Origin of the sequence: Catenuloplanes niger, assembly GCF_031458255.1 — a bacterium.
Classification (GTDB): Bacteria; Actinomycetota; Actinomycetes; order Mycobacteriales; family Micromonosporaceae; genus Catenuloplanes; species Catenuloplanes niger.
The window spans coordinates 6,438,581-6,461,622 of record NZ_JAVDYC010000001.1 but is presented as its reverse complement, the minus strand read 5'-3'; the positions used below and the strand labels follow the sequence as shown (position 1 = coordinate 6,461,622).

The following is a 23,042-nucleotide window of genomic DNA, read 5'->3' as shown; positions in this document are numbered from 1 at the left end:
TCGGAAAGGGGCGGTGGGCGCGTCCCGCGGATCGGGTCACCTAGTAACTTGTGCCGAGTGAAATCGCCTCGAGTTGCGCCGGACGAGGGCGCGGCGGACGTCTCGCGCGGTGCCAAGATCTCGCCGCTGCACTCGCTCGACCCTACTGAGCTGGGCAAGTACCAGATCAAGGGCCGGCTCGGCGAGGGCGGCATGGGCACGGTCTACCTCGCGGAGGACGAGGAGGGGCGGCAGGTCGCGGTCAAGGTGATCCGCACCGACCTGGCGGCCGAGCCGGACTTCCGGCGGCGGTTCCGCAGCGAGGTGAACCGGGCCAAGCAGGTGCCGCCGTTCTGCACCGCGGAGGTGCTGGACGCGGACCCGGACCATGAGCACCCGTACCTCGTGGTCGAGTTCGTGGACGGCCCGAGCCTGGCCGACGTGGTCAAGGAGCAGGGGCCGCTCACCCCGGCGAACCTGCACGGGCTGGCGATCGGCATGGCGACCGCGCTGGTCGCGATCCACGGCGCCGGCGTGGTGCACCGGGACCTGAAGCCGCGCAACGTGCTGCTGCCGCCGGGCAGCCCCAAGGTGATCGACTTCGGTATCGCGCGGGCGACGGACGCGACCAGCGGCGTGACGAAGACGCACGAGATGCTGGGCACGGTGGCGTACATGCCGCCGGAGCGCCTGGACACGGCCGGGAAGGCGCCGACCACGCCGAAGGCGGACATCTTCGCGTGGGGTGCCGTGGTCGCGTACGCGGGCACCGGGCGCACGCCGTTCCAGGACGCGTCGATGCCGCTGACCGCGATGCGGATCATCTCCGGCGAACCCGACCTGGAGGGCCTGACGCCGGAGCTGCGCAAGGTGGTGTCGGCGGCGCTGGCGAAGAAGCCGGAGGACCGGCCGACCGCGCGCAAGCTGCTCGACATGCTGCTCGACGCGAGCGGCGAGGCGACGGACGAGTTGCCGCCGGCCGAGGTGGTCGCGGTGGTGACGCCGCCGGCCGAGACGCCCGCGGCGCCGGTGGCCGCGGCCGTTCCGGTGGGCGCGGCGACTCCCGCGACGCCGGCCCGGAAGCGGGCCCGGCTGGTGGCGGTCGTGGCCGGGGTGCTGACCGTGGTGGCGATCGTGGCCGCGATCGCGATCCCGCTGTCGACGCGCGGCGGCGACGACCCGGCCGGCGGCGGGCTGAATCCGGCCGGTGCGGGCCCGAGCGGCCCGGCGGTCGCGGGCGACGGCGGGGTGCTGCCCGGGTCGGAGTCACCCGGCGGCGAGTCCAGCACCGGCAACGCGCTGCCGGAACCGCTGGCCCCCGGTGCCGCCGGCCACGCGGTCGCGGACCCGCTGACCAGCGGCGCGAACTGGGCGGCGAGCACGGAGTTCGGCGGCATCTGCGCGTTCACGGGCGGCTCGATGGAGATCACGAAGCAGTCCGACGGCTGGTTCCGGTGCACCGGGCCGGCCACCGTGTTCGGCGGCGACGTGGAGATCGCGGCGACCGCCACCCTGGTCACGCCGGGCTCGTGCGCGTCGTTCTGGCTCGGCGTCAACGATCCGGACGGATACGTGCTGCACGTCTGCGAGAACGACCTGCGCCTGGACCGGCAGCCGACCGGGACCGGTCTCAAGACCGAGCTCGCCGCCAAGGCACTGACCAGCCCGATCGCGCTGGGCGGGCCGGTCGCGCTGACCATCCGCGCGGAGGCCGACCGGGTTCGGGTGTGGCGCGGCACGGAGCAGGTGGCGATCCTCCCGCTGGCCGGCCGGCTGCCGGCCGGGAAGGTGACGCTCGGCGTGTCCGGCGCGGCGCAGGACGGCCCGCCGCCGCCCTACACCGTGCGGGTCAAGGACATCAGCGTGCGGTCGACCGGGTGATCGCCCAGTTGACCGCCCAGAGCGCCGCGCCGCCGAGCAGCATCCAGAACGCCAGCAGGTAGATGCCGGCGTCGCGGACCACCGGCAGCAGGAAGAGCGCGGAGACGATCGCGCCGAGCACCAGCACGACGGTCGGCGCGCGGAAGTGGTCGTGGTCGACGGTGTCCCGGCGGAGCACCAGCGCGGACACGTTGACGGCCAGGAACACGCCGGTGAGCAGCAGCACCGTGGTGTCGGAGAGGTCACCGAGGTCGTCCACCGCGATCAGCAGCCCGACCGCGGCGGCCGTGGTGAACGCGATCGCGACCCACGGCGTGCGGCGGGCGCCGAGCCGGCCGAAGATCGGCGGCAGCACACCGCGGTTGGCCATGCCGTAGAGCAGCCGGGACGCCATCAGCATGTTGATCAGCATGGTGTTGCTGACCGCGATGATCGACACGGCGGAGAACACCCGCTCGGCGGGCAGGTCCGGCGCGCCGATCCGGACCACCTCCAGCAGCGGGCCGGACGACGCGACCAGCGTGTCCAGCGGCACCGTCATCGCGGCCGTGAACGCGACCAGCAGGTAGACGACACCGGCCAGCACCAGGCCGGTGACCAGCGCCGGCGGGAAGCACTTCCGCGGCTCGGTGACCTCCTCGGCCAGGTTCGCCGAGTCCTCGAAGCCGATGAACGCGTAGAACGCGGTGGCGGCGCCGGCCAGCAGGCCGGTGGCCACGCCGAAGCCGGTGCCGGAGAACTCGAACGCGGCGCCCGGGTCGCCACCGCCGGTGGCCAGCACCCAGCCGCCGACGCCGATGATGAACAGCAGGCCGGCCAGCTCGATGCAGGTGATCACGACGTTGACCCGCATCGACTCCGCGACGCCCCACAGGTTCACGGCCGCGACGAGCAGGATCGCGACGACGCCGATCAGCACGGCCGGCGGGTTCTCGACGCCGGTGAGGCCGGTGAAGTAACGGCCACCGACCCGGCTGGCCGCGAACGCGGCGGACGTGACGCCGGACGCCATCACCGCGAACGTGACCATGAACGACAGCGCCCGGATGCCGAACGCGCGGTCGACGTAGAGCGCGGCGCCGGCCGCCTGCGGGTACTTCGTGACCAGCTCGAGGTAGGCGAACGCGGTCAGGAACGCCAACCCGAACGCGATCAGGAAGCTGGCCCAGATCGCGCCGCCGGAGTCCGCGCCGACCTCGCCGGTGAGCGAGTAGATGCCGGCGCCCAGCACGTCGCCGAGGATGAAGAACGTCAGCACCGGCCGGCTGATCACGCGGCGCAGCTCGGTGGACTCCGTGGCCGTCGTCATGGCGGCAGATGTGCCGCCGATTCATGATCGGTAAACGTCCGGTTACCGGCCGGCCGTGTCCGTGGCGGTTCCGGTCGCGGGCAGGGACGGCAGCGCGGAGATCGCCCGCGCGTAGTTGTCCACCTGACGCTGGCCGGCGGTCGCGCCCATGCCGCGCAGCCGCTGGGCGAGCTCGATCCGCACCTGGTCCTCCGGCAGGCCGCGATGTGTCGCCATCACCTGGGTCACCACCCAGTCGATCCGCATCTGCACCTGCCAGCCGACCGGGCGAATGTCCGGGGCGGTGGGGTCGAACCGCACCTTCTCGTTGTCGCGCATGGTCACGACGGTAGGAAATCGGGTGCTTTGCAGGGAAGACGCAGCCACCCGTTGCTACCTTCCGGCAACCGAACTGCTCCGTACGCTTGCGTCGCGAGATGGGGAGCGGTAGGCCTGGTCTGACAATCGTCGATCTCGGAGGGTCACTGTGAAGCATCTCGCGGCGTTCACCGCCGCCACGCTCGCCGCCACCATGATCAATGCCGCACCGGCGCACGCCTCCTACCAGCCCCCGATCTCCCCGACCGCGACCGGGTACGGCGGCGCGGTCTCCTCGGTCGACCCGACCGTCACCGCGGTGGGCCTGGACGTGCTGCGCCGGGGCGGCAACGCGGTCGACGCCGCGATCGCGGCCGCCGCGACGATCGGCGTGACGGAGCCGTTCTCGGCCGGGATCGGCGGCGGCGGGTTCTTCGTCTACTACGACGCGCGCACCCGGCGGGTGCACACCGTCGACGGCCGGGAGGCCGCGCCCGCGTCGATGCGGGAGAACTCGTTCCAGAACCCGGACGGTACGGCGCTGGACTTCAACGCGGCCCGGGTCAGCGGCCTCTCCGTCGGCGTACCGGGCACGCTCGCGGTCTGGGAGGCGGCGGCGGACCGATGGGGCTCCCGGTCGCTCGGCGAGCTGCTGCGCCCGGCCGCGGACGTGGCGGACCGCGGCTTCACGGTGGACGCGACGTTCAACGCGCAGGTCGCGGCGAACGCGGCGATCTTCGGGCAGTTCGACTCGTCCACGGAGCTGTACCTGCCCGGCGGTGCGCCGCCCGCGGTCGGCTCCACGTTCCGCAACCCGGACCTGGCGGACACGTACCGGCTGATCGCGAAGCGCGGCACGGACGTGTTCTACGAGGGGGCGATCGCGCGCGACATCGCGGCGACCGTGCAGCGGCCGCCGGTGTCGGACACGCCGATCGGCACCTGGGCGCACCCGATCCGGCCCGGCGGCATGACGGTCCGCGACCTCGCCCGCTACCAGGCGCGGTTCCCGGCGCCGACCCGCTCGGACTACCGCGGGCTGGACGTCTACGGGATGGCCACGCCGTCCAGCGGCGGCGCCGCGGTGGGTGAGGCGCTCAACATCCTGGAGGGGTACGACCTGGCCGCGCTGGACGACGCGGACGCGCTGCACCGGTACCTGGAGGCGTCCGCGCTGGCGTTCGCGGACCGCAACCGCTACGTGGGCGACCACACCCGCCGGGCGGTGCTGGACGAGCTGCTGAGTGACCGGTTCGCGGCCGAGCGGCGGTGCGTGATCTCCGGTTCCGCCGCGTTGCCGAAGCCGGTCGCGCCGGGCGTGCCGGACGGGCGGTACACCGGCTGTGCCCCCGCCGCCGCCGGTGTGCCGGACACGGACGCCAGCCAGAGCACCACGCACCTGACCGTGGCCGACAGGTGGGGCAACGTCGTGTCGTTCACGTTCACGATCGAGCAGATCGGCGGCGCCGGGATCGTGGTGCCGGGCCGCGGCATCCTGCTCAACAACGAGCTGACCGACTTCAACTTCACGCCGACCCAGGGCACCGCGGCCGACCCGAACCTGCCCGGTCCCGGCAAGCGCCCGCGCAGCTCGATGTCGCCGACGATTGTGCTCAAGGACGGCAAGCCGTTCGTGGCGGTCGGCTCGCCGGGCGGCGCCACCATCATCACCACCGTGCTGCAGATCCTCATCAACCGGATCGACCTGGGCATGAGCCTGCCGGCCGCGGTGGCCGCGCCGCGGGCGTCGCAGCGCAACTCCGCGACGCCGCAGGCCGAGCCCGCGTTCATCGCCGCGTACGGCGCGGACCTGACCGCGCTCGGGCATCCGGCGTTCACGTCCACGGCCGAGATCGGTGCCGCGACCGCGATCGAGTTCGGCCGGAACGGCCAGCTCACGGCCGTGGCGGAACCGGTTCGGCGCGGGGTCGGCGCCGCCGGGGTGGTCCGCTCCGGCCGTTAGGAGACGCCGGGATGGCCGGGCGGTGAAGCGAAAGTGCGAATTCGGGCCTGGCGTTCCCGGCGTGGGCGTCGTACGCTGAGCGCATAAAGGGTTGACCACCTTCCCCCGTGGGTGGTCAACCCTTTTCCTGTTGACCCATGTCACTGTCAACCCTTTTCCTGTTGACCCATGTCACTGTCAACCCTTTGCTCGTTGGCGCCTGCCGCTGCCAACCCTTTGCTCGTTGACCCATGTCACTGTCGACCCGCTTCTGCGCCCGGGTTTCCTAGCCTTGCAGCATGGACCTGCTCTGCGAGCCGTACCTGCTCGATCCCCGGCCCGGATCCGTCACCGTCGTCTGGCACACCTCGGAACCCGGCGCGGTCAACGCGGTGCTGCTCGGGCCCGCGGACGTGCTCGCGGCCGTCACACCGGCGACGGCGCACGAGGTGCGCGTGGTGCCGGCGGCCACCACCCGGCTGCCCCGGATGCGGGAGGACGCGCGGCCGCCGGCGCCGGGCGGGCCGGTCGAGCGGCCGGTCCACCGCCAGCTCGCGGTCGTGACGGGCCTGCCGGAGGGGCGCACCGCGTACCGGGTGATGTCCGGGTCCGTGCTCTCCGGCGTCCACACGCTGCGCGGCGCGCCGGCGGCCGGGACGCCGGTGCGCCTGCTGCTCACCAGCGATCACCAGCTGGGCCCGATGGTCCCGGCGAACCTGGAGCTGGCCGCGGAGACCGCGGGCGACCTGGACGGCGTGCTCTTCGCGGGCGACATGGTCAACGTGGTGGACCGGGGCAGCGACTGGTTCGACCACGCCGACGGGCGCGCGTTCTTCGCCGCGTTCGGCGGGCGGGCGTCGTGGACCGCGGGCGGGCGCACGTTCACCGGCGCGCCGATCATCTCGTCCGCGCCGCTCTACCCCACGATCGGCAACCACGAGGTGATCCGCCGGACCGCGTCGCCGACGCTGAACGCGCAGTTCCACGACGCGGTGCCGGACGACTGGGACGTGAGCACGTACGAGGCGATGTTCCCGGTCCCGGCCAGCGAGACCGGCGGGCCGCGCTGGTGGGCGCGGACGGTCGGCGACGTCTATGTGGTGTCGCTGTTCGGCACGGAGATCTGGCGCCCGGAGCGGCCCGGCACCCGGGGCACCTATTCCGAACGGCCCGCGGACCGGGACTCGCCGGAACGGTGGGGACACGGGCGGTTCATCTTCGCGCCGATCGGCAAGGGATCGCCGCAGTACGCGTTCCTGGTCTCCGCGCTGGCGTCGGACGAGGCCCGGAACGCGCGCTACCGCGTGGTGATGTTCCACCATCCGAGCCACGGGCTGGGCTTCAACTCGGTGCCGGCCTACACGGATCCGGTGCGGGTGATCACGGACGAGGAGATCCGGTACGAGTATCCGCTGGCGAACGACTACGTGCTGCGCGACCTCGCGCCGGTCTTCTCCGCCTACTACGTGAACCTGGTGCTGAACGGGCACTCGCACGTGTGGGCCCGGTTCCGGGACGACGCGGGCGTCAACTGGCTGGAGACGTCGAACGTGGGCAACACCTGGGGCGCGTACCACAAGCTCTCCGGCCGCTCCCGGATCGCGCCGGCCGGCCCGGACTACGTGCTGCAGGGCGACCCCGGCGGGCTGGAGCCGGTGCTGCCGACGGTGGCGCCGCTGACCGGGCCCGGCGGCGAGCCGCTGCCGTTCGTCGCCAGCAACGAGATCACCGTGTTCACGCTGCTGGACTCGGCCGCCGGGGTGGTGCGCTCCTACCGCTACGACACCGTGGCCGGCGGCGACGTGGTGCTCTTCGACGAGTTCCCGCTCTGACCGGCCGGCCCGCTCCGCGGGATTCCAAGGACGCGGAGCGGGCCGTTCGCGTCCTTGCGCCCTCGGATCCCGCAGGGAGGAGCGCCAGCGACGACCGGTGCCCGCGGGAGCATGCGGCACTCGGCCCGCCGGGAGCGGGCACATCGGTTCGTCATTGCTCCAACGACAGCGCCTGGCTGGGACAGATCAGGACCGCCTGCCGGGCGCGCGTGACCGCCGCGTCGTCCGGCGGCTCGGGACGCAGGACGATCACGATGCCCGCCGCGTCGTCCTGGTCGAACGCGTCCGGGTCGGTCAGCACGCACTGACCAGCGCCGATGCACCGGCTCGTGTCCGCGTGGATCTTCGTCATGGCGCGTCCCAGGTGACCGGCAGGCGGTAGAGGCCGTAGACCGTCGCGTCGTCCTTGTACGGCAGGCCGTCCGCGGGCTCGGTCAGGCGCAGGCTCGGGACGCGGCGGAACAGCGTGTCGAAGACGATCTGGAGCTCCAGGCGGGCGAGGTTCTGGCCCAGGCACTGGTGCGCGCCGAAGCCGAACGCGATGTGGTGCCGCGCGCCGCGCTCGACGTCCAGCTCGGCACCGTGCGGGAACGCGGCCGGGTCCCGGTTCGCCGCGTTGCCGAGCGTGACCACGCCCTCGCCGGCGCGGATCAGCACGCCGCCCAGCTCGACGTCCTCCCGCGCGACCCGGGACGTGGCGAACTCCGCGATCGTGAAGTAGCGCAGCAGCTCCTCGACCGCGGCCGGCGTCCGGGACGGGTCCGTGGTGATCGCCTTGAGCTGGTCGGGGTGGTCGAGCAGCGCCACCACGCCGAGGGAGATCATGTTCGCGGTGGTCTCGTGGCCGGCGAGCAGCAGCAGGAACCCGAGCGAGACCAGCGCCTCGACGTCGTCCGACGTGGCGAGCTGCCGGCTGAGCAGGTCGTCGCCCGGTTGCTCGCGGCGCCGCGCGATCAGGCCGGCCAGGTAGACGTGCAGCGCCTCGGCCGCGGCCGCGCGCTCCTCGGCCGGCGCGGTCAGGCTGAGCAGCGTGGCGGAGGACGTCTGGAAGAAGTCGTGGTCCCCGTAGGGCACGCCGAGCAGCTCGCAGATCACCAGCGACGGGACCGGCAGGGACAGCGCCGTGACCAGGTCGGCCGGGTTCGGCCCGGCGAGCATCGCGTCGATGTGGTCGTCGACGATCCGCTGGATCCGCGGGCGCAGCGCCTCCATCCGCCGGACGGTGAACTCGCCGACGACGGCGCGCCGGGCCTCGCCGTGCTCCGGCGGGTCCATCATCACCAGCGGGGTACGCCGCGCGTGCCGGCCGGGCACGTCCTGCGGGCGGTCCTTGGTGAGCGTGGGGAAGCCGCGGAGCCAGCGGTTGGAGCTGAACCGCGGGTCGGACAGCATCGCGCGGACGTGGTCGAGCCGGCCGAGCGCCCAGGCCTGCTCCCCGTTCGGCATGGTGACCTTCGTCGGCGTCTCCTGGTCGCGCAGCCGCTCGTGCTCCTCGGGTGGGGCGAACGGGCAGGTGCGCGTGGTCCGGAGGTGCGGAGCGGTCATCTGCGGCCATCCCGTCATCGAAGATCGATTAGAAGTGCGGCAAGCGATTCCGGTCAATGCCGACGCTAGACCTCCACCCGCATCACGTCCACGGCGGATTCGGCCGACGTCCGTCCAGCAGGGGTGACTCCACCAGCAAAATTGAACCAGATCACCCGCGAGCACTCCCGAAGATCATGAATTGGCAAGCTGAATCCCGCCGACCGAACCCACCCGATAGCACCGATCAGCAAGACGATCGACCGGCCGCAATCCATGAGCCGACCCCCCGGATGGCGTACAATCGAGGCATTCTGTCCACGCCGCCGGGCAATACACCACGCGACAGTCACAGATTCGTTGCCCACTCCGCGCCACAGAGACGCTCCACGAACGAGCCTCGTCGATTTGCCGGAAACGAGCACAAACCAAGGGCAAATACTCAGCCCAACGAGGGAGTTACAGTCAGTCATGACTGATGCGCAGACTCGGTCGAATTCGGAGTGGGCATGGGATGCATTCGACTCTGACTTCTACTTCACGCATAACTATGACAGCGTCCGGCGAGCTGACGCCGAAATTATTGATCATCTCGGCGCGTTCTTCTCCTCATCCCAGCTGCGCCGGCACGGCCGTGCGATCGACGTCGGCACCGGCGCGAATCTCTACCCCGCGCTGTCCATGCTGCCCTGGGCCGATCGGGTGACGCTGTTCGAGCGGGCGCGCACGAACCGCGCGTGGCTCGCGCGCCAGCAGGCGTCACCCAGCCCGATCTGGGCCGAATTCACCGCTCGGCTGCGCACCGGCCGCCCGGCCTACGACGTGATCACTGATCCCAGCACCGCGATCAGCGGCCGCACCGAGATCGTCGCCGGCAATGTCTTCACACTGCCGCAGGACGGCGCGTTCGACATGGGGACGATGTTCTTCGTCGCCGAGTCGATCACGCAGAACCGGCACGAGTTCGAACGGGCCACTCGCAACTTCCTGGGCTCGCTGAAGCGGTTCGCCCCATTTGCCGCCGCCTTCATGAAGGATTCCCAGGGTTACCAGGTCGGCGCGCTGGAGTTTCCCGCGCTGGCCGTGGACGAGTACGACATCGAGCGCTGCGTTGCGGGGCTGACCCATAATGTCAGTGTCCACACGGTGGACGACACGACACTCCGCGACGGCTACAAAGGAATGATCGTCGTAACGGGTTTCGCGGGTAGAGGCAGCGCGTCTCACAGGAAGTGAGCAGCCGGGATGGATGTCCAACCTCGCCAGCACCTTCTGGAGGTCTGGCGGGCATTCGCCAGCTACTCCGGTGGCGGTGCCGAGTGGCGCTGGGGCGGTCGCGACGGCAGCAACTCGATCAGTGACGCGGAGCAGCTGCTCTGCATCATGTCACCGGCCGCGGACGTGCCCACGTTCCGCATCGACCGGCCGGACGAGACCGAGGACGACGTCATCGGCTCGCTGGCCGCGCTCGGCGATCACCTCGAGGTGCCGAGACGGCTGGTCCAGCTGATCACGGAGTACCTGGAGAAGTACACCGCGCCGGACGGCACGCCGGTGTTCGCCGGCGACACGTACTTCACCGCGGCCGACCCGAGCGCGGTCGACGAGATCAAACCCGAACAGCGCGGTCTCGACGTGGTCGACTCGTTCTCGATCTCGGTGACGCTGATGCTCGCGACGATCGGTTTCGCCAAGACGTTCCGCGCGGTGGTCACCCGGGAGACGCTGCGGCAGCAGGTCGACCGGCTCGAGCAGATGGCCGGCACCCGGCTCACCGCCGCCATGGTCGGCCTGCTGCGCAGCTTCGCGGTCAACGTCTTCGACACCAGCGACGAGCAGGGCCGGCAACTGCTGAAGACCACCAATCAGAGCCGGCTGCCGGAGCGGCAGGTCGTGGAACAGCTCCGGCTCTCGCTGCGGGAGATCAACGCCCGCCTCCGGGACGACGTCACGATCGGTTCCGGTGCCGAGGAGGGCAGCCTGCTCGACAACCCGCACCGGCTGTTCGAGTGCGGATGGTCCTGGGGCCTGGTGGAGAACGCGCCACCGATCGAGGGAAAGGACCAGATCGGGCGGCAGCCCGCCGGCGTGGCCGAGCCGAAGCCGTACCTGTATTTCACGGTGGTCGCGCTCGACGCTATCCGGTCGCTGTTCTCCGAGCGCACCCGGCTGCTCGGCCTGCTCAACGAGGAGCAGCTGCGCCTCGCGCAGGCGTTGCAGCTGCGCTGGGATCTCACCCAGTCGTACTGGTCCGTCATCGCGACATTCGGCTCGGGCCGATGGCCGCTGGAAGATCTTCCATGGGCTGCGACCGACGGTCAGCAGTCCGACTACTTCAGCCTGCTGATCAGCGGCATGGTGATGCAGGACCTGATCACCCGACGGGCGTCCGACGCCGACCTCGCCCGGGTCGGCACCGTACTGGACGAACTGGCCAACCGCAGCCGGATCACCCGCCGCCCGTTCGCGGATGACCCGGCGATCCGCCTGCACCGTCCCGGTGAGACCTTCCTGCTGGTCGGCAGCGAGAAGGTCGGCGGGCCGCAGCTCGGGTGGGTCGCGTCGGACTTCGCGCCGGTGCTGCTCAAGCGCACGGTGCACCTCGCCGGCCTGCTCTCCGACAACGCGGCCCGGCAGAGCGCCACGTCGCTGGCCGGCGACGTGTGGCGGCACCTCACCGACCGCCGGCTGACCGACGACCGCGCCGCGAACCTGTGGGACGACCCGTCCCGGGTGTTCGACCTCGACGTCACGCACACGCTCCCCTCCTGGTACTACACGAAGCGCGTGGTCGACTGCCTGATCCAGGCCGCCCAGGTGATCCGCAGCTCGCCACCGCGCAGCGAGCGGCTCACCGACATCGCCGCCGACCTGCTGATCGAGGCCGAGCACCTGTACGACCAGGAGCAGCTCAACGGTCTCGCGCAGCGCGGCGAACGGCTGCGCACCGAGCTGGAACAGGTCAACCGCCAGCTCCAGCGCGCCCGCCGGATCCTGCGGCAGCGGCCGGGCAGCGCCAAGGCGCTGGCCGAGGACGTGCTCATCCGGCTCGACCGCCTCGCCGCCGCGCGCGAGGCCACCGCCGAGCCGGTGTGACATGCTCGTTTTCGCCACGTCCGACAAGGGCGGCACCGGACGCTCGGTGACCAGCAGCAACGTGGTCTACCGGCACGCGTTGCAGGGCGGCGACGCCTGCTACCTCGACTTCGACTTCGGCTCGCCGACCGCGGGCGCGATCTTCCAGATCTCGGCGGCGCAGGCCGGGGTGGAGTTCGACGGCATGCACTCCTACCTGCGCGGCCAGAGCGCGTCGCCGCGCCGGCTGAACGTGTGGACCGAGTCGCAGCGGCCGAGCCTGCGCAGCCGGCCGGCCGGGGCGGGCCGGCTGATGCTCTACCCGGGCGACGCCGGCGGCGGTGAGTTCGCGTCGACCGGTGAGATCGTCGACCGGTGCGCGGAGCTGTTCCTCCGGCTGGATGAGGAGTTCGACCTCTGCCTGATCGACCTGAGCGCGGGCCGGTCGTACGCGATCGACATCGCGCTGGCCGCGACCGCGCGCGCCGAGCTGGCACATCTGCGGCACCGGTGGCTGGTCTTCCACCGGTGGACCAGCCAGCACATCGGCGCCGCGGCGAGCCTGGTCTACGGTGCCCGGGGCATCCTGCGGATCGGCGAGGACCGCGGCCACGACCCCCGGCAGCTGGCGAACTCGGTGCGCTTCGTGCGGACCGCGGTGGTCGACCCGAGGTCGCCGGACTACGCCGGGCTCCGCCCCGAGCAGCTGGCCTGGGTGGACGCGTGCAACCAGGAGCTGCAGCGGCAGGCCGCCCGGGAGCGGGTCGGGCGCACGCTGATGCTCGGCCAGATCCCGCTCGACCCGGTGCTGCAGTGGCGCGAGCAGCTGCTCACGGACGGCGACGTGTGGGAGCGGCACGCGGCCAACCAGCAGACCGTGGACGCGCTCGACGCGCTGGCGAAGCGGATCGTCGACGACACCGCCTGGGAGGGCCTGTGACCGTCCCGGAGGTGACCTACACCGAGACGACCGCGACGCCGAGGGTACGGTCGACGCCGCTCGCCCACCTCTCGATCGAGCTGGGCCACCTCTACATGGAGGACTTCGCGGCCGGGCCGGAGCGGTTGCGCGCGCAGTTCCGCCGGGTCCGGCCGTGGGCGGACGCGCTGCGCCGGATGGAGGCGGACAGCCGTCCCGGCCAGGCCACCCGGATCAGCACCTGCTTCCTGATCGACGACTACTTCGCGCCGTTCGGCTCGCCCGCCGACGTGCTCCCGGAGCTGGCCGCCGCCGCGGACGAGGCCGGCCTGCGGATCGACTACATCGCGCGCGAGTCCGCGTGCGCGACCGCGGACGGCGTCGAGGTGGCCCGCATCGTGGAGGGCCGGCTGGTCGCCGACCCGCCGCGCGGCACGAACGGTTCCCGCCCGCCCACGCACCAGAGCGGCTGGCTGGCCAACGGGGAGCCGCCGTCCACCGGCACGGCCGCGTCCGAGGCGATGGACGCGGCCCGCGGCTGGCAACCGCCCCGGCAGAACGCGGTGAAGAACCACTCGATCTACGTCGACGTGGAGATCTGGCAGGAGCGCAAGACCGGCCGGCTGTGGGCGTGCCCGTTCCTGGCCGCGGTCTGGCAGCTGCTCCGGCTGGGCCTGCTGCGCGACCACGGCGAGCCGGTCTGGCGACCGGAACCGGCCACCCGCGCGGACCTGCCGGCGTCCTGGCACGAGATGCCGGCCGTGATCCAGTGGGAGCCGCGGGCCGCGCCGTTCGCCGCGTTCCGCACCGCCTCGGTGCTGGACACCCGGTTCATCGAGATCGAGACCGCGGTACGGGTGATCCTGAGCCAGGTGGCGGTCCAGCGCGACGTGGCCGAGCAGGTCGCGGCGCGCGCGGCCGCGGAGGGCATCCCGCTGCCGGCCGAGGTCGTCGACCGCATCGACTACGTCTTCACCTCACGGGCGTAGGCATCTCGGACGCCAGCTCCCACAGCTCCCGGTAGATCCGGGCGTGGTCGCGCACCCGGGTGGGAAGCAGCGACAGCCGAGTCTCCGCGATCGTCGAACGGGCCGTGTCCTCCAGCGGTGCGGGCGCGATGATCTCGTAGCTCAGCAGATCGTCGAAGACGATGAAGCCGAGTCCGAACACGCGCAGCGTAGCGGGAATTCGGGTGCGGTCGAGCAGTCGGACCCTGATGCCGATCCGGCTCTGCGCCTCGCACGCCTCACGCACCTCGGGGTCGATGCCGTCGCTGGGGCGGTCGATCACAAAAATGCGGCGGACCACCGCTCCCCGCTCCACGGCGCTGTGCTGGACCTGTAGGTAGCGCTGACCGATCTCGCTGGTCCACAACCCCCGGTCCACCAGGGTCAGGCTGATCGCGTCGATGCCGATGCGCGCGTGACGAGTGAGGCCGAGCAGCCAGTCGCGATCCTCACCGTCGTAGGTCACCTCACCGCCCCTGCCGAGTTTCCGCAGGACGTCGGACGTTCTCGTGATCTCCTGCGTGAAGAAGTCGTACACGAGCGGCGGCGAGTCCGTCGCTATCTGCGTCGCGTCCCGGACCAGTTGTGTGACGAGATCGGTCGGTAACGGGGAGGCCTCGACCCGCGCGAACAGGTCGGTCGCTTCATTGATCTTTGAGAAAGAGTCGCGCATCGAGTTCTTCATGCTCAGCGCATTGCTCTGCACGGACTGCTCGACGGCCGCGAGCCGCTGCTCGAACTCGATCAGGAACTGACTGATCAACGTCACGCTTCCGATGAGAATGGACAGCGTGATCGCGAGTGCCTGCGGCTGGTTCAGATAGTCGGTGACCAGGTAGGTGAAGGCCCCCACGACGACTGCTACGACAGCCGTCCGTACGACGCGATTTCGGACCGTGGCCTGCATCAGACACGCACCCCGGCCGACAGTGCCTCGACCGTGCCGACCGAGAGCTGGTCGCGGATGCGGGCGACCAGCGTCTCCCACTGCCGGGTGAAGCCGGGCCGCAGCTCCAGCGACTCCCAGACCGCAGCCATTCCGCCGTCCAGCCGGGCCGCGGGCATCCACAGGTGGAGCAGCGTGTCAATCGCCGGGGCCAGCCGGGGCAGCGTCTCCTCTCGGGCCCGGACGCCGAGCGCGCTCGCGCCGATCACCTCGATCAGCGAGCTGAGCAGCCAGTCGTGCCGTGCGATGTCCGCGCACAGGTCGGCGATCCGGCCGGCCGGCAGCTCGGGCAGCGCGAGCCGAAGCGTGCGCAGGTCACCGTCGTCGACCAGCAGGTCCACCCGGTCCGGCCCCACGGTGGCGGCCCAGCGGAACCGGGTGCGCGGCACCCGGAGCGCCACCCGCCGGTCGAGCCGCGGCGAGGCCTGCACCCGGTCGATCGTGCGGGCGCAGATGCCGCCGAGGTCGAGCGCGCCCGGCCCGCGCTCGCCGGCCAGGAAGGCGTCGGCGAGGCCGGCCGGCGGCGTCTTCGCCAGCACCTCCACGTGGCCGGGGCGCGAGATGTAGTGCGACCACGGCAGGCGCCGCGCCTCGGTCGCGGGATCGACCGTCGTGTACGCCGACGCCTGCACCACGCAGCCGCCGGTGAGGACGGCGCAGTGCCGGACCGTCCCGACGGCCCGGCCGGACGTGCCGGCGAGCGGGCAGTCCACGCCGGTGATCAGGTCGGGTGACCACGCGCAGGAGATCGGCCGCTCGGACACCCGCACCGGTTCACCGGCGACCAGGTCGAGCAGGTCCCGTGCCACACCCGTGGTGACCGAGGTGGGGTGACGCAACAGTCCGGTATGAATCTCTCCGAGGATCAACATCGATTCCTTAATCGCGCAGGCCCTCCGATTGCACCCCACTCCGTGTTGACATCGCAACGCCCCCTTGCGGGTTTACTGCTCCATTCCGAGGAAATCTCAGAACACGATCTTCCTGTGATCGCGATATCAACGGATAAATTGTGAATGTCCGCGGTCGAAATTGTGCGATGCCCGTCTACCGTGACGGGATGACCAGCGTTCGCGCGGAAGTCTTGATCATTGGCGCCGGTGTAGCCGGCCTCACCACCGGGGCACTCCTCGCGGAAGCCGGGATGGACGTCCGCATCCGCACCGCAGCGCCGGCGCTGGAATCCACGTCCTACGCCGCAGGGGCGATCTGGGATCCGTTGTATGCCTCGCATGAGCGGATCCGACCGTGGACAGATGTCACCTACCGGACTCTCACCAGCCTCGCCCGGAACGCGCCGGACGCGGGTGTCCACGTGCTCGATGGCATGGAGGCCACCCGCGTGCCTGCCACACCGCCGACCCACGTGACGACGTTGCCAGGGTTCCGGCGCTGTGACCCCGACGATCTGCCGCCCGGTTTCGTCACCGGCTGGAGATATCACGCCCCGGTCGTCGACATGCCGGTCTACCTCGAATACCTACAGCACAGACTGAAGGCGGCCGGCGGAACGATTTCCATCGGGCACGCACCCAGCCTGGCTGCCGTCGCCGGTGAGGCTCCGATCGTGATCAACTGCACCGGACCGGGCGCGGCGGAATTCGTCCCGGACTCGCGCGTCACACCGATCCGGGGCCAGCTCGTCATTGTGGAGAACCCGGGCATCGAGGAATTCTTCGCCGAGCACCTCGGCGGCCCACCGGGAATGACCCATGACGATGCTCCCCGGGAGATGACGTATCTGCTGCCGCAGGGACCACTGCTGGTCCTCGGAGGAAGCGCCGAGATCGGCCGGGCCGACGTGGACGAGGACGCCCGTATCGCCGCCGGGATCATCGCCCGCTGCGCCCGCATCGACCCGCGGATCGCGGAGCTGCCGGTGCTCGGGCACCGCATCGGCATCCGGCCCGTCCGTGATCCGGTGCGGGTGGAGCACGAGCTGGTCGGCGGGCATCACGTGGTGCACAACTACGGGCACGGCGGCGCCGGTGTCAGCCTGTCCTGGGGCTGCGCGGCCGACGTGCGCGACCTGGTCCTGGGGCTCTGATCAGAGCGGCGGGTCGGTCGCGAGCATGTGCAGGACCGGGCGGAGTTCCTCGAGGTCGACGCCGCCGACCTCCTCGGCGAAGCGGACCACCTCGTCGACGTCGAGGCGGGGCAGTTCCTGGCCGGGGGCGAAGGAGTCGGGCATGTCCGGCAGGTCGGGGATGCGCGGCAGGGACGGCAGCGGGCCGAGGTCCAGCGCGGACCGGACCGCCTCCAACATGGTCAGCAGGTCGGCGCGGGCCAGTTCGCGCAGGAACGTGCGGTCGGTGCGGGCGAAGCCGCGCGGGTCCATGATCGCGTCGACCACCACGCGCTGCGCGCCGCGGCGCACGGTCACGCCCGGCGCGTCGCCCTCGCTCCACAGCGGCGCCAGGTCGAGCGTGTGCAGGCCGGACCGGGACCACCAGCGGCGCCAGCGCGGCTCCGCGTCCACGGCCGCGATCAGCACCTGCATGGTCGCGTCGTAGGCGGGGCGGGTGCCGAGCACGGTGTGCAGCCCGCCGCCGTACGTCAGCCAGGTCTCCTCGGCCGTGTCGTCCGCCGCGATCGGCGACCAGAGCGGGTTGCTGCCGGTCTCCACGCTGACCGGCGGCTCGTGCGTCCAGGCCAGGCCGGTGGCCCGCTCGAACGCGTTCGCCGGCACCGCGAGCAGCCACTCCGCGCCCGGGCTGGCGAACTCCGCGATCGCCGGCGGGTCGCCGAACACCCGCAGGTAGGTCTCCCGGCCGGCCGCCACCACCGCGCACCGGGCGGCCAGGAACGCCTCCGCGCCGCCGGGCACGAACGACGCGTGCGCGGGCGTGTCGATCGCGTGCACGACCACGGCCAGGTGATCCGCGAACGCGGTGATCTCGTTGACCGGCCGGCCGGCCAGCTCGGCCGTGAGCGTGGCGACCGCGGCGTCCAGCTCCTCCGCCGACAGCAGCGCGACAGCGGTCCAGAACGAACGCTCATCCATGCCCGTCACCCGCTCCCGTCACACCGGCCACCAGGCTCAACGTAACCGCTCGGGCGTTGCTCCGGGGTGGAATCCGGGTGCGAGGGGCGGACCGGGGCAGGCGGGCACGCTCCACCTCCGCTTGCCGTCCGGCCCCGGCCGGCGGCTCTGTAGGCTGCACACCTTGTGACCGCCACGATGATTGCCCGCGAGCTCGCCGCCGGCCACGGGGACCGCATCCTCTTCTCCGGTCTGGACCTCGTCGTCGCGCCCGGCGACGTGATCGGCCTGGTCGGGGTGAACGGCGCCGGCAAGTCCACGCTGCTCCGCACGCTGGCCGGGCTGATCCCGGCCGAGCAGGGCACGGTGCAGGTCAACCCGCCGACCGCGACCGTCGGTTACCTGCCGCAGGAGGCCGACCGGGTGCCGGGCGAGTCGGTGCGCGCGTTCCTGGCCCGCCGCACCGGCGTGGCCGCGGCACAGGCGGCGCTGGACGAGGCCACCACCGCGCTGACCGAACAGCGGGCCGGTGCCGATGATCTCTACGCGAACGCGCTGGAACGCTGGCTCGACCTGGGCGGCGCGGACCTGGACGAGCGCGCCGAGGCGGTCGCGGCCGACCTCGGCCTGACGGTCGACCTGGACCACCCGATGACCGGGCTCTCCGGCGGCCAGGCGGCCCGCGTCGGCCTCGCGTCGCTGCTGCTCAGCCGCTATGACGTGGTGCTGCTCGACGAGCCGACGAACGACCTGGACCTGGACGGCCTGGCCCGCCTGGAGCGCTTCGTCACCGGGCTGCGCGCCGCGACCGTGCTGGTCAGCCACGACCGCGAGTTCCTGGCCCGGACCGTGACCCGGGTGGTCGAGCTGGACCTGGCACAGCAGCAGGTCAACACCTACGGCGGCGGGTACGAGGCGTACCTGGAGGAACGGGAGACCGCGCGCCGGCACGCCCGCGAGTCCTACGAGGAGTACGCGGACACCCGGGAGGGCCTCGAGGCGCGCGCCCGCATGCAGCGCAACTGGATGGAGAAGGGCGTCCGCAACGCGCGCCGCAAGTCCACCGACAACGACAAGATCGCCCGCAAGCACCGGGCCGAGTCGACCGAGAAGCAGGCCGCGAAGGCCCGGCAGACCGAGAAGATGATCGAACGGCTGGAGACGGTCGAGGAGCCACGCAAGGAGTGGGAGCTGCGGATGACCATCGCGGCCGCGCCCCGGGCCGGCGCGGTCGTCGCCTCGCTGCGGGAGGCGACGGTGACCCGCGGCGGGTTCACGCTCGGGCCGGTCACGCTGCAGATCGACTGGGCGGACCGGGTCGCGATCACCGGTGCGAACGGTTCCGGCAAGTCGACGCTGCTCGCGGCCCTGCTCGGCCGGCTCCCGCTCGACTCCGGCACGGCCGCGCTCGGCTCCGGCGTGGTGGTCGGCGAGGTGGACCAGGCGCGCGGGTTGTTCCTCGGCGGCGACCCGCTGCTGGACGCGTTCGCCGCGCACGTGCCGGAGCAGGCGCCGGCCGAGGTGCGGACGCTGCTGGCCAAGTTCGGGTTGCGCGCCGACCACGTGCTGCGCCCGGCCGGGTCGCTGTCGCCGGGCGAACGTACCCGCGCGGCCCTGGCCCTGCTCCAGGCGCGCGGCGTGAACCTGCTGGTGCTCGACGAGCCCACGAACCACCTGGACCTGCCGGCGATCGAGCAGCTGGAGTCCGCGCTGGAGGGCTACCCCGGCACGCTGCTGCTGGTCACGCACGACCGCCGGATGCTGGACGCGGTCCGGGTCAACCGCCGGCTCGCGGTCGCCGCCGGGACGGTCACCGAAGAATCGCTGTGACCGTTCCGCAACCGCCCGCGACCCCCACCGGCACCGCGTACCGGGTTAGCTGTGTCACCAGGCACGACGTATCAGGAGGTGCACCGTGAACACTCGCGCGGACGCGCTTTTTGCATCCGTACTGCAGGCATCCCAGCGTCCGGCGGAGACCGAGGTCCGCGCGGCCGTGGTCGACACGCTCGGCCGGCTCGGCGAGCACGGCTGCGCCGGCGAGGTCGCGGGCGAGTTCGGCGACCACCCGGAGGCCGCCGCCCACCGGATGATCTGGGCCCTCGACATGGTCAGCCGCTCCTACCGCGACTGACCCCGGCGCCGTTTGCTACAACCCAGGGGCATCCGAGGGTACGGCGAGAGGCGGCGATTCTTCGTGACGGGCTGGCAGAGGACCGGGCTCCCGGTCGAGGCGGTGCTCGCGTCGCTGATCCCGGCGCTGCGCGCACACGGCGCGGCCGTGCTGGTCGCACCGCCGGGCACCGGCAAGACCACGGTGGTCCCGCTGGCGCTGGCCGCGGCCCTGGCCACCCCGGCCTCGAACCGCGCCGCCCTGGCCTCGGACCCCGCCGCCCTCGCCTCGGACCCCGCCGCCCTGGCCGGCGGTCACCGCGCGGACGGCGGCACCGGGTCGGCGGGCGGTGCCGGCGGGGCGTTTCCGGCGGCAGCCGGGCGCGTGGTGGTCGCGGAACCCCGGCGGGTCGCCGCGCGAGCCGCCGCGCGGCGGATGGCCGCGTTGCTCGGGGAGCCGGTCGGCGAGACCGTCGGTTTCACGGTCCGGGGCGAGCGCCGGGTCGGCCCGCGGACCCGTGTCGAGGTGGTGACGACCGGCGTCCTGGTCGCCCGGCTGCAACGCGACCCCGAGCTGCCCGGCGTCGCCGCCGTGATCCTCGACGAGTGCCACGAACGCCACCTGGACTCCGACCTGGCGCTCGCGTTCGCGGCCGACGTCCGCGCGAACCTTCGTCCCGACCTGCTCGTGCTCGCCACCTCCGCGACCGCGGAGGCGGACCGCATCGCCCGCTGCCTGGCCGCCCCGGACGCCCTCGCCCCACCGGACGCCGATCCCGGCGACAGCCCGGTCGGCGGCAGCGCGGGCAACGGCGGCGGTCCGGCCACCGACGGTGGCGCGGTCGCCGACGGCGGCGCGGTCGCCGACGGCGGCGCGGTCGCCGACGGCGGCGCGGGTCGAGGGCCGGTGGCGGTGGGGGCCGGTGGGGTGCCGGTGGTGACCGCGACCGCGGCGGTGTTCCCGGTGGAGGTGGTGTGGGCGCCGCCGGAGCGGCCGATCCCGCCGCCGCACGGGATGCGGGTGGAGCCGCGGTTCCTCGATCATGTGGCGGCCGTGGTGCGGCGGGCGGTGGCGGAGAGCGCCGGGGACCTGCTGGTGTTCCTGCCGGGGGCCGGCGAGATCGGCGCGGTGGCGGGCCGGCTGGCCGGGCTGCGCGGCGAGGTCGACCTGGTCACGCTGCACGGACGGCAGGAGTCGGGTGCGCAGGACGCGGCGCTGCGGCCGGGCGCGCGGCGGCGCGTGGTGCTGGCCAGCGCGGTCGCGGAGAGCAGCCTGACCGTGCCGGGCGTGCGCGTGGTGGTGGATGCGGGGCTCAGCCGCGTACCCCGGATGGATCTGTCCCGGGGTCTCGGGTCCCTCGCGACCGTGCGGGTCTCGCGGGCCTCGGCCACCCAGCGCGCCGGCCGGGCCGGGCGGGAGGCGCCGGGGCGGGTCTACCGGTGCTGGGCGGAGGCGGAGCACGAGCGGCTGCCCGCGTTCCCGGAGCCGGAGATCGCGGCGGCGGATCTGACCGCGTTCGCGCTGGAGCTGGCCGTCTGGGGCGCGCCGGACGGCTCCGGGCTCGCGCTCCCCGACCGGCCGCCGGCCGCCGCGCTGGAGGTGGCCACGACCACGCTGCGCGCGTTGGGCGCGGTCGCCGCGAACGGCCGGGTGACGCCGCGCGGCCGGGCCATGTCCCGGGTCGGCGCGCACCCGCGGCTGGCCCGGGCGCTGCTCGACGGCGCGCCCGCGGTCGGCGCCGAGCGCGCGGCCGAGGTGGTCGCGCTGCTCGCGGACGACACGCTCACCGGCCGCCGGGACGACCTGGCCGCGGCCTGGCGCGCGCTGCGCACCGGCGCCGACCCGGCCGCCGCCGCCCGCTGGCGCGCCGAGTCCCGCCGCCTCCGCTCCGCCGCGACCACCGCCCCGGACGGGACGGCCGACGGCGGCACCCCGTCCGCCGATCCGTCGAGCACAGGTCCCGGACCGGACCGCACAACCGCCGGACACGACCGGACAGCCACCGGACCGCACGGCACAGCCACCGGACCGCACGGCACGGCCGCCGGACACGGCCGGACGCCCGCCGGACCGGACGGCACGGCCGCCGGACATCGCCGGGCACTCGCCGGACCGGACCGGACGGCCGACGACGGCGCCGGCCGGCCGGGCAGCGCACCCGCCGGGCCGGACGGGACGGTGGAGCGGCGGGGTGCGGTTCGCCGGGGTGCCGGGCGGTTGCCGGACGATCTGGCGGCGGGGCTGGTGGCCGGGCTGGCATACCCGGAGTGGCTGGCGCGGGTCCGGTCGGCCGGGAGCAACGGTTATCTGATGGCCGGCGGGACCGCGGCCGAGCTGGCGGACGGGTCGACGCTGGCCGGCAGCGCGTGGCTGGCGATCGCGGGCGCGGACCGGGCGGCCGGGCGGGCGAACGCGCGGGTCCGTCTCGCCGCCGTGATCGACGAGGCGACCGCGCGGGAGGCGGGTGCGCCGCTGCTGAGCGCGGCCGACGAGGTGGCCTGGGACGGTGACGAGTTGCGGGCGCGGCACGTGGAGCGGCTCGGTGCGCTGGTGCTGCGCGAGCGGCCGCTCGCCCGGCCGGACCGGGCGCTGGTCACGGCCGCGCTACGGGACGCGCTCGCGGAACGTGGTCTGGCCGCGGTGCTGGACTGGGGGCGGGAGGCGACCGCGCTGCGTGAGCGGCTGGCGTTCTGCCGGGCCGCGCTCGGCGAGCCCTGGCCGGACGTGAGCGACGCCGCGCTGCTGGACCGGCTGGACGAGTGGCTGGGCCCGGAGCTGGCCCGGGCCCGGCGGCTGCGGGACCTGCGGAGCGCCGACCTGGGTTCCGCGCTGCGGCGGCTGCTGCCGTGGCGGGAGGCGGCGCGGCTGGACGAGGTGGCGCCGGAGCGGGTGACGGTGCCGAGCGGGTCGCGGGTGCGGCTGGACTACGCGGATCCGGCCGCGCCGGTGCTGGCGGTGAAGGTGCAGGAGGCGTTCGGGTGGGCGCGGGCGCCGATGGTCGGTGCCGGGCGGGTCGCGGTGGTGCTGCACCTGCTGTCCCCGGCCGGGCGGCCGGTGGCGGTGACCGCCGACCTGCCGTCCTTCTGGAGGAACGGATATCCGCAGGTCAGAGCGGAGATGCGGGGGCGCTATCCGCGGCATCCGTGGCCGGAGGACCCGACCACCGCGCCGCCGACGAGACGGGTGCAGCCACGCCGGGGCTGATTCCGGGCAACCGACACTGTCAGCTTACTGA

The 23,042-nt window shown here is 72.8% G+C and carries 18 protein-coding genes; 11 read left to right on the top strand and 7 right to left on the bottom strand.

Annotated features, from left to right (window positions below; genetic code table 11):
* Positions 1 to 57 precede the first annotated feature (57 nt).
* Positions 58 to 1,860 (top strand): serine/threonine protein kinase, encoded by a 1,803-nt coding sequence (locus tag J2S44_RS28720; protein ID WP_310420265.1) that lies wholly within the window; start codon positions 58 to 60, stop codon positions 1,858 to 1,860.
* Here J2S44_RS28720 and J2S44_RS28715 read toward each other — a convergent pair.
* Entirely contained in the window at positions 1,838 to 3,169 is a 1,332-nt protein-coding gene (locus tag J2S44_RS28715; protein WP_310420263.1) for an APC family permease, read from the bottom strand. The genes J2S44_RS28720 and J2S44_RS28715 overlap by 23 nt on opposite strands.
* A gap of 42 nt (positions 3,170 to 3,211) precedes the next feature.
* Positions 3,212 to 3,487 (bottom strand): hypothetical protein, encoded by a 276-nt coding sequence (locus J2S44_RS28710; protein WP_310420260.1) that lies wholly within the window; start codon positions 3,485 to 3,487, stop codon positions 3,212 to 3,214.
* A gap of 193 nt (positions 3,488 to 3,680) precedes the next feature.
* Here J2S44_RS28710 and ggt point away from each other — a divergent pair, with 193 nt between their 5' ends.
* Complete coding sequence (gene ggt / locus J2S44_RS28705) at positions 3,681 to 5,429, top strand: gamma-glutamyltransferase (protein WP_310429969.1); 1,749 nt, start codon at positions 3,681 to 3,683, stop codon at positions 5,427 to 5,429.
* Between the two features lie 278 nt (positions 5,430 to 5,707).
* Positions 5,708 to 7,240: a metallophosphoesterase gene (locus J2S44_RS28700; RefSeq protein ID WP_310420258.1), complete on the top strand. Its 1,533-nt coding sequence runs from the start codon at positions 5,708 to 5,710 to the stop codon at positions 7,238 to 7,240.
* A gap of 151 nt (positions 7,241 to 7,391) precedes the next feature.
* Here J2S44_RS28700 and J2S44_RS28695 read toward each other — a convergent pair whose 3' ends face one another.
* Both J2S44_RS28695 and J2S44_RS28690 read right to left on the bottom strand, forming a co-directional pair.
* A complete protein-coding gene (locus J2S44_RS28695; protein WP_310420256.1) occupies positions 7,392 to 7,592 on the bottom strand; it encodes a ferredoxin in 201 nt (66 codons plus the stop codon).
* Positions 7,589 to 8,785 (bottom strand): cytochrome P450, encoded by a 1,197-nt coding sequence (locus tag J2S44_RS28690; protein ID WP_310420254.1) that lies wholly within the window; start codon positions 8,783 to 8,785, stop codon positions 7,589 to 7,591. Before J2S44_RS28690 ends, J2S44_RS28695 begins: the two co-directional genes overlap by 4 nt.
* Positions 8,786 to 9,235: 450 nt before the next feature.
* Between J2S44_RS28690 and J2S44_RS28685 the strand changes: the two genes are divergently transcribed.
* The 4 genes from J2S44_RS28685 to J2S44_RS28670 are packed head-to-tail and all read left to right on the top strand — an operon-like array spanning position 9,236 to position 13,747.
* Positions 9,236 to 10,000 (top strand): SCO2525 family SAM-dependent methyltransferase, encoded by a 765-nt coding sequence (locus J2S44_RS28685; RefSeq protein ID WP_310420252.1) that lies wholly within the window; start codon positions 9,236 to 9,238, stop codon positions 9,998 to 10,000.
* Between the two features lie 9 nt (positions 10,001 to 10,009).
* Positions 10,010 to 11,860: an SCO2524 family protein gene (locus J2S44_RS28680; RefSeq protein ID WP_310420250.1), complete on the top strand. Its 1,851-nt coding sequence runs from the start codon at positions 10,010 to 10,012 to the stop codon at positions 11,858 to 11,860.
* Position 11,861: 1 nt separating this feature from the next.
* Positions 11,862 to 12,779, top strand: a complete 918-nt coding sequence (locus J2S44_RS28675; protein WP_310420248.1) for an SCO2523 family variant P-loop protein — start codon at positions 11,862 to 11,864, stop codon at positions 12,777 to 12,779.
* On the top strand, positions 12,776 to 13,747 hold the full coding sequence (locus J2S44_RS28670; RefSeq protein WP_310420246.1) for an SCO2522 family protein: 972 nt from the start codon (positions 12,776 to 12,778) through the stop codon (positions 13,745 to 13,747). The genes J2S44_RS28675 and J2S44_RS28670 overlap by 4 nt, the downstream gene beginning before the upstream one ends.
* Here the strand turns inward: J2S44_RS28670 and J2S44_RS28665 are convergent.
* Positions 13,731 to 14,618 (bottom strand): hypothetical protein, encoded by an 888-nt coding sequence (locus J2S44_RS28665; protein WP_310420244.1) that lies wholly within the window; start codon positions 14,616 to 14,618, stop codon positions 13,731 to 13,733. The genes J2S44_RS28670 and J2S44_RS28665 overlap by 17 nt on opposite strands.
* Before the next feature lie 53 nt (positions 14,619 to 14,671).
* Entirely contained in the window at positions 14,672 to 15,583 is a 912-nt protein-coding gene (locus J2S44_RS28660; RefSeq protein ID WP_310420242.1) for an SCO2521 family protein, read from the bottom strand.
* A 188-nt stretch (positions 15,584 to 15,771) separates the two neighbouring features.
* On the opposite strand from J2S44_RS28660, the gene J2S44_RS28655 reads away from it, so the two are divergent.
* Positions 15,772 to 16,758 carry an FAD-dependent oxidoreductase gene (locus J2S44_RS28655; RefSeq protein WP_310420240.1) on the top strand — a complete coding sequence of 329 codons (987 nt, stop codon included), beginning with the start codon at positions 15,772 to 15,774 and terminating at the stop codon, positions 16,756 to 16,758.
* Here the strand turns inward: J2S44_RS28655 and J2S44_RS28650 are convergent, their stop codons facing one another.
* The gene (locus tag J2S44_RS28650) at positions 16,759 to 17,715 is read right to left on the bottom strand and encodes a DUF4240 domain-containing protein (RefSeq protein WP_310420238.1); all 957 of its coding nucleotides are present in this window, start codon (positions 17,713 to 17,715) and stop codon (positions 16,759 to 16,761) included.
* Between the two features lie 165 nt (positions 17,716 to 17,880).
* Between J2S44_RS28650 and J2S44_RS28645 the strand changes: the two genes are divergently transcribed.
* From J2S44_RS28645 to J2S44_RS43140, 3 genes are all read left to right on the top strand, one after another.
* Positions 17,881 to 19,524 (top strand): ABC-F family ATP-binding cassette domain-containing protein, encoded by a 1,644-nt coding sequence (locus tag J2S44_RS28645; protein WP_310420236.1) that lies wholly within the window; start codon positions 17,881 to 17,883, stop codon positions 19,522 to 19,524.
* Positions 19,525 to 19,609: 85 nt separating this feature from the next.
* Positions 19,610 to 19,828, top strand: coding sequence for a hypothetical protein (locus tag J2S44_RS28640; protein WP_310420234.1), 219 nt, complete (start codon positions 19,610 to 19,612; stop codon positions 19,826 to 19,828).
* 102 nt (positions 19,829 to 19,930) lie between these two features.
* Positions 19,931 to 23,011, top strand: a complete 3,081-nt coding sequence (locus J2S44_RS43140; RefSeq protein WP_445343976.1) for an ATP-dependent RNA helicase — start codon at positions 19,931 to 19,933, stop codon at positions 23,009 to 23,011.
* Positions 23,012 to 23,042 lie beyond the last annotated feature (31 nt).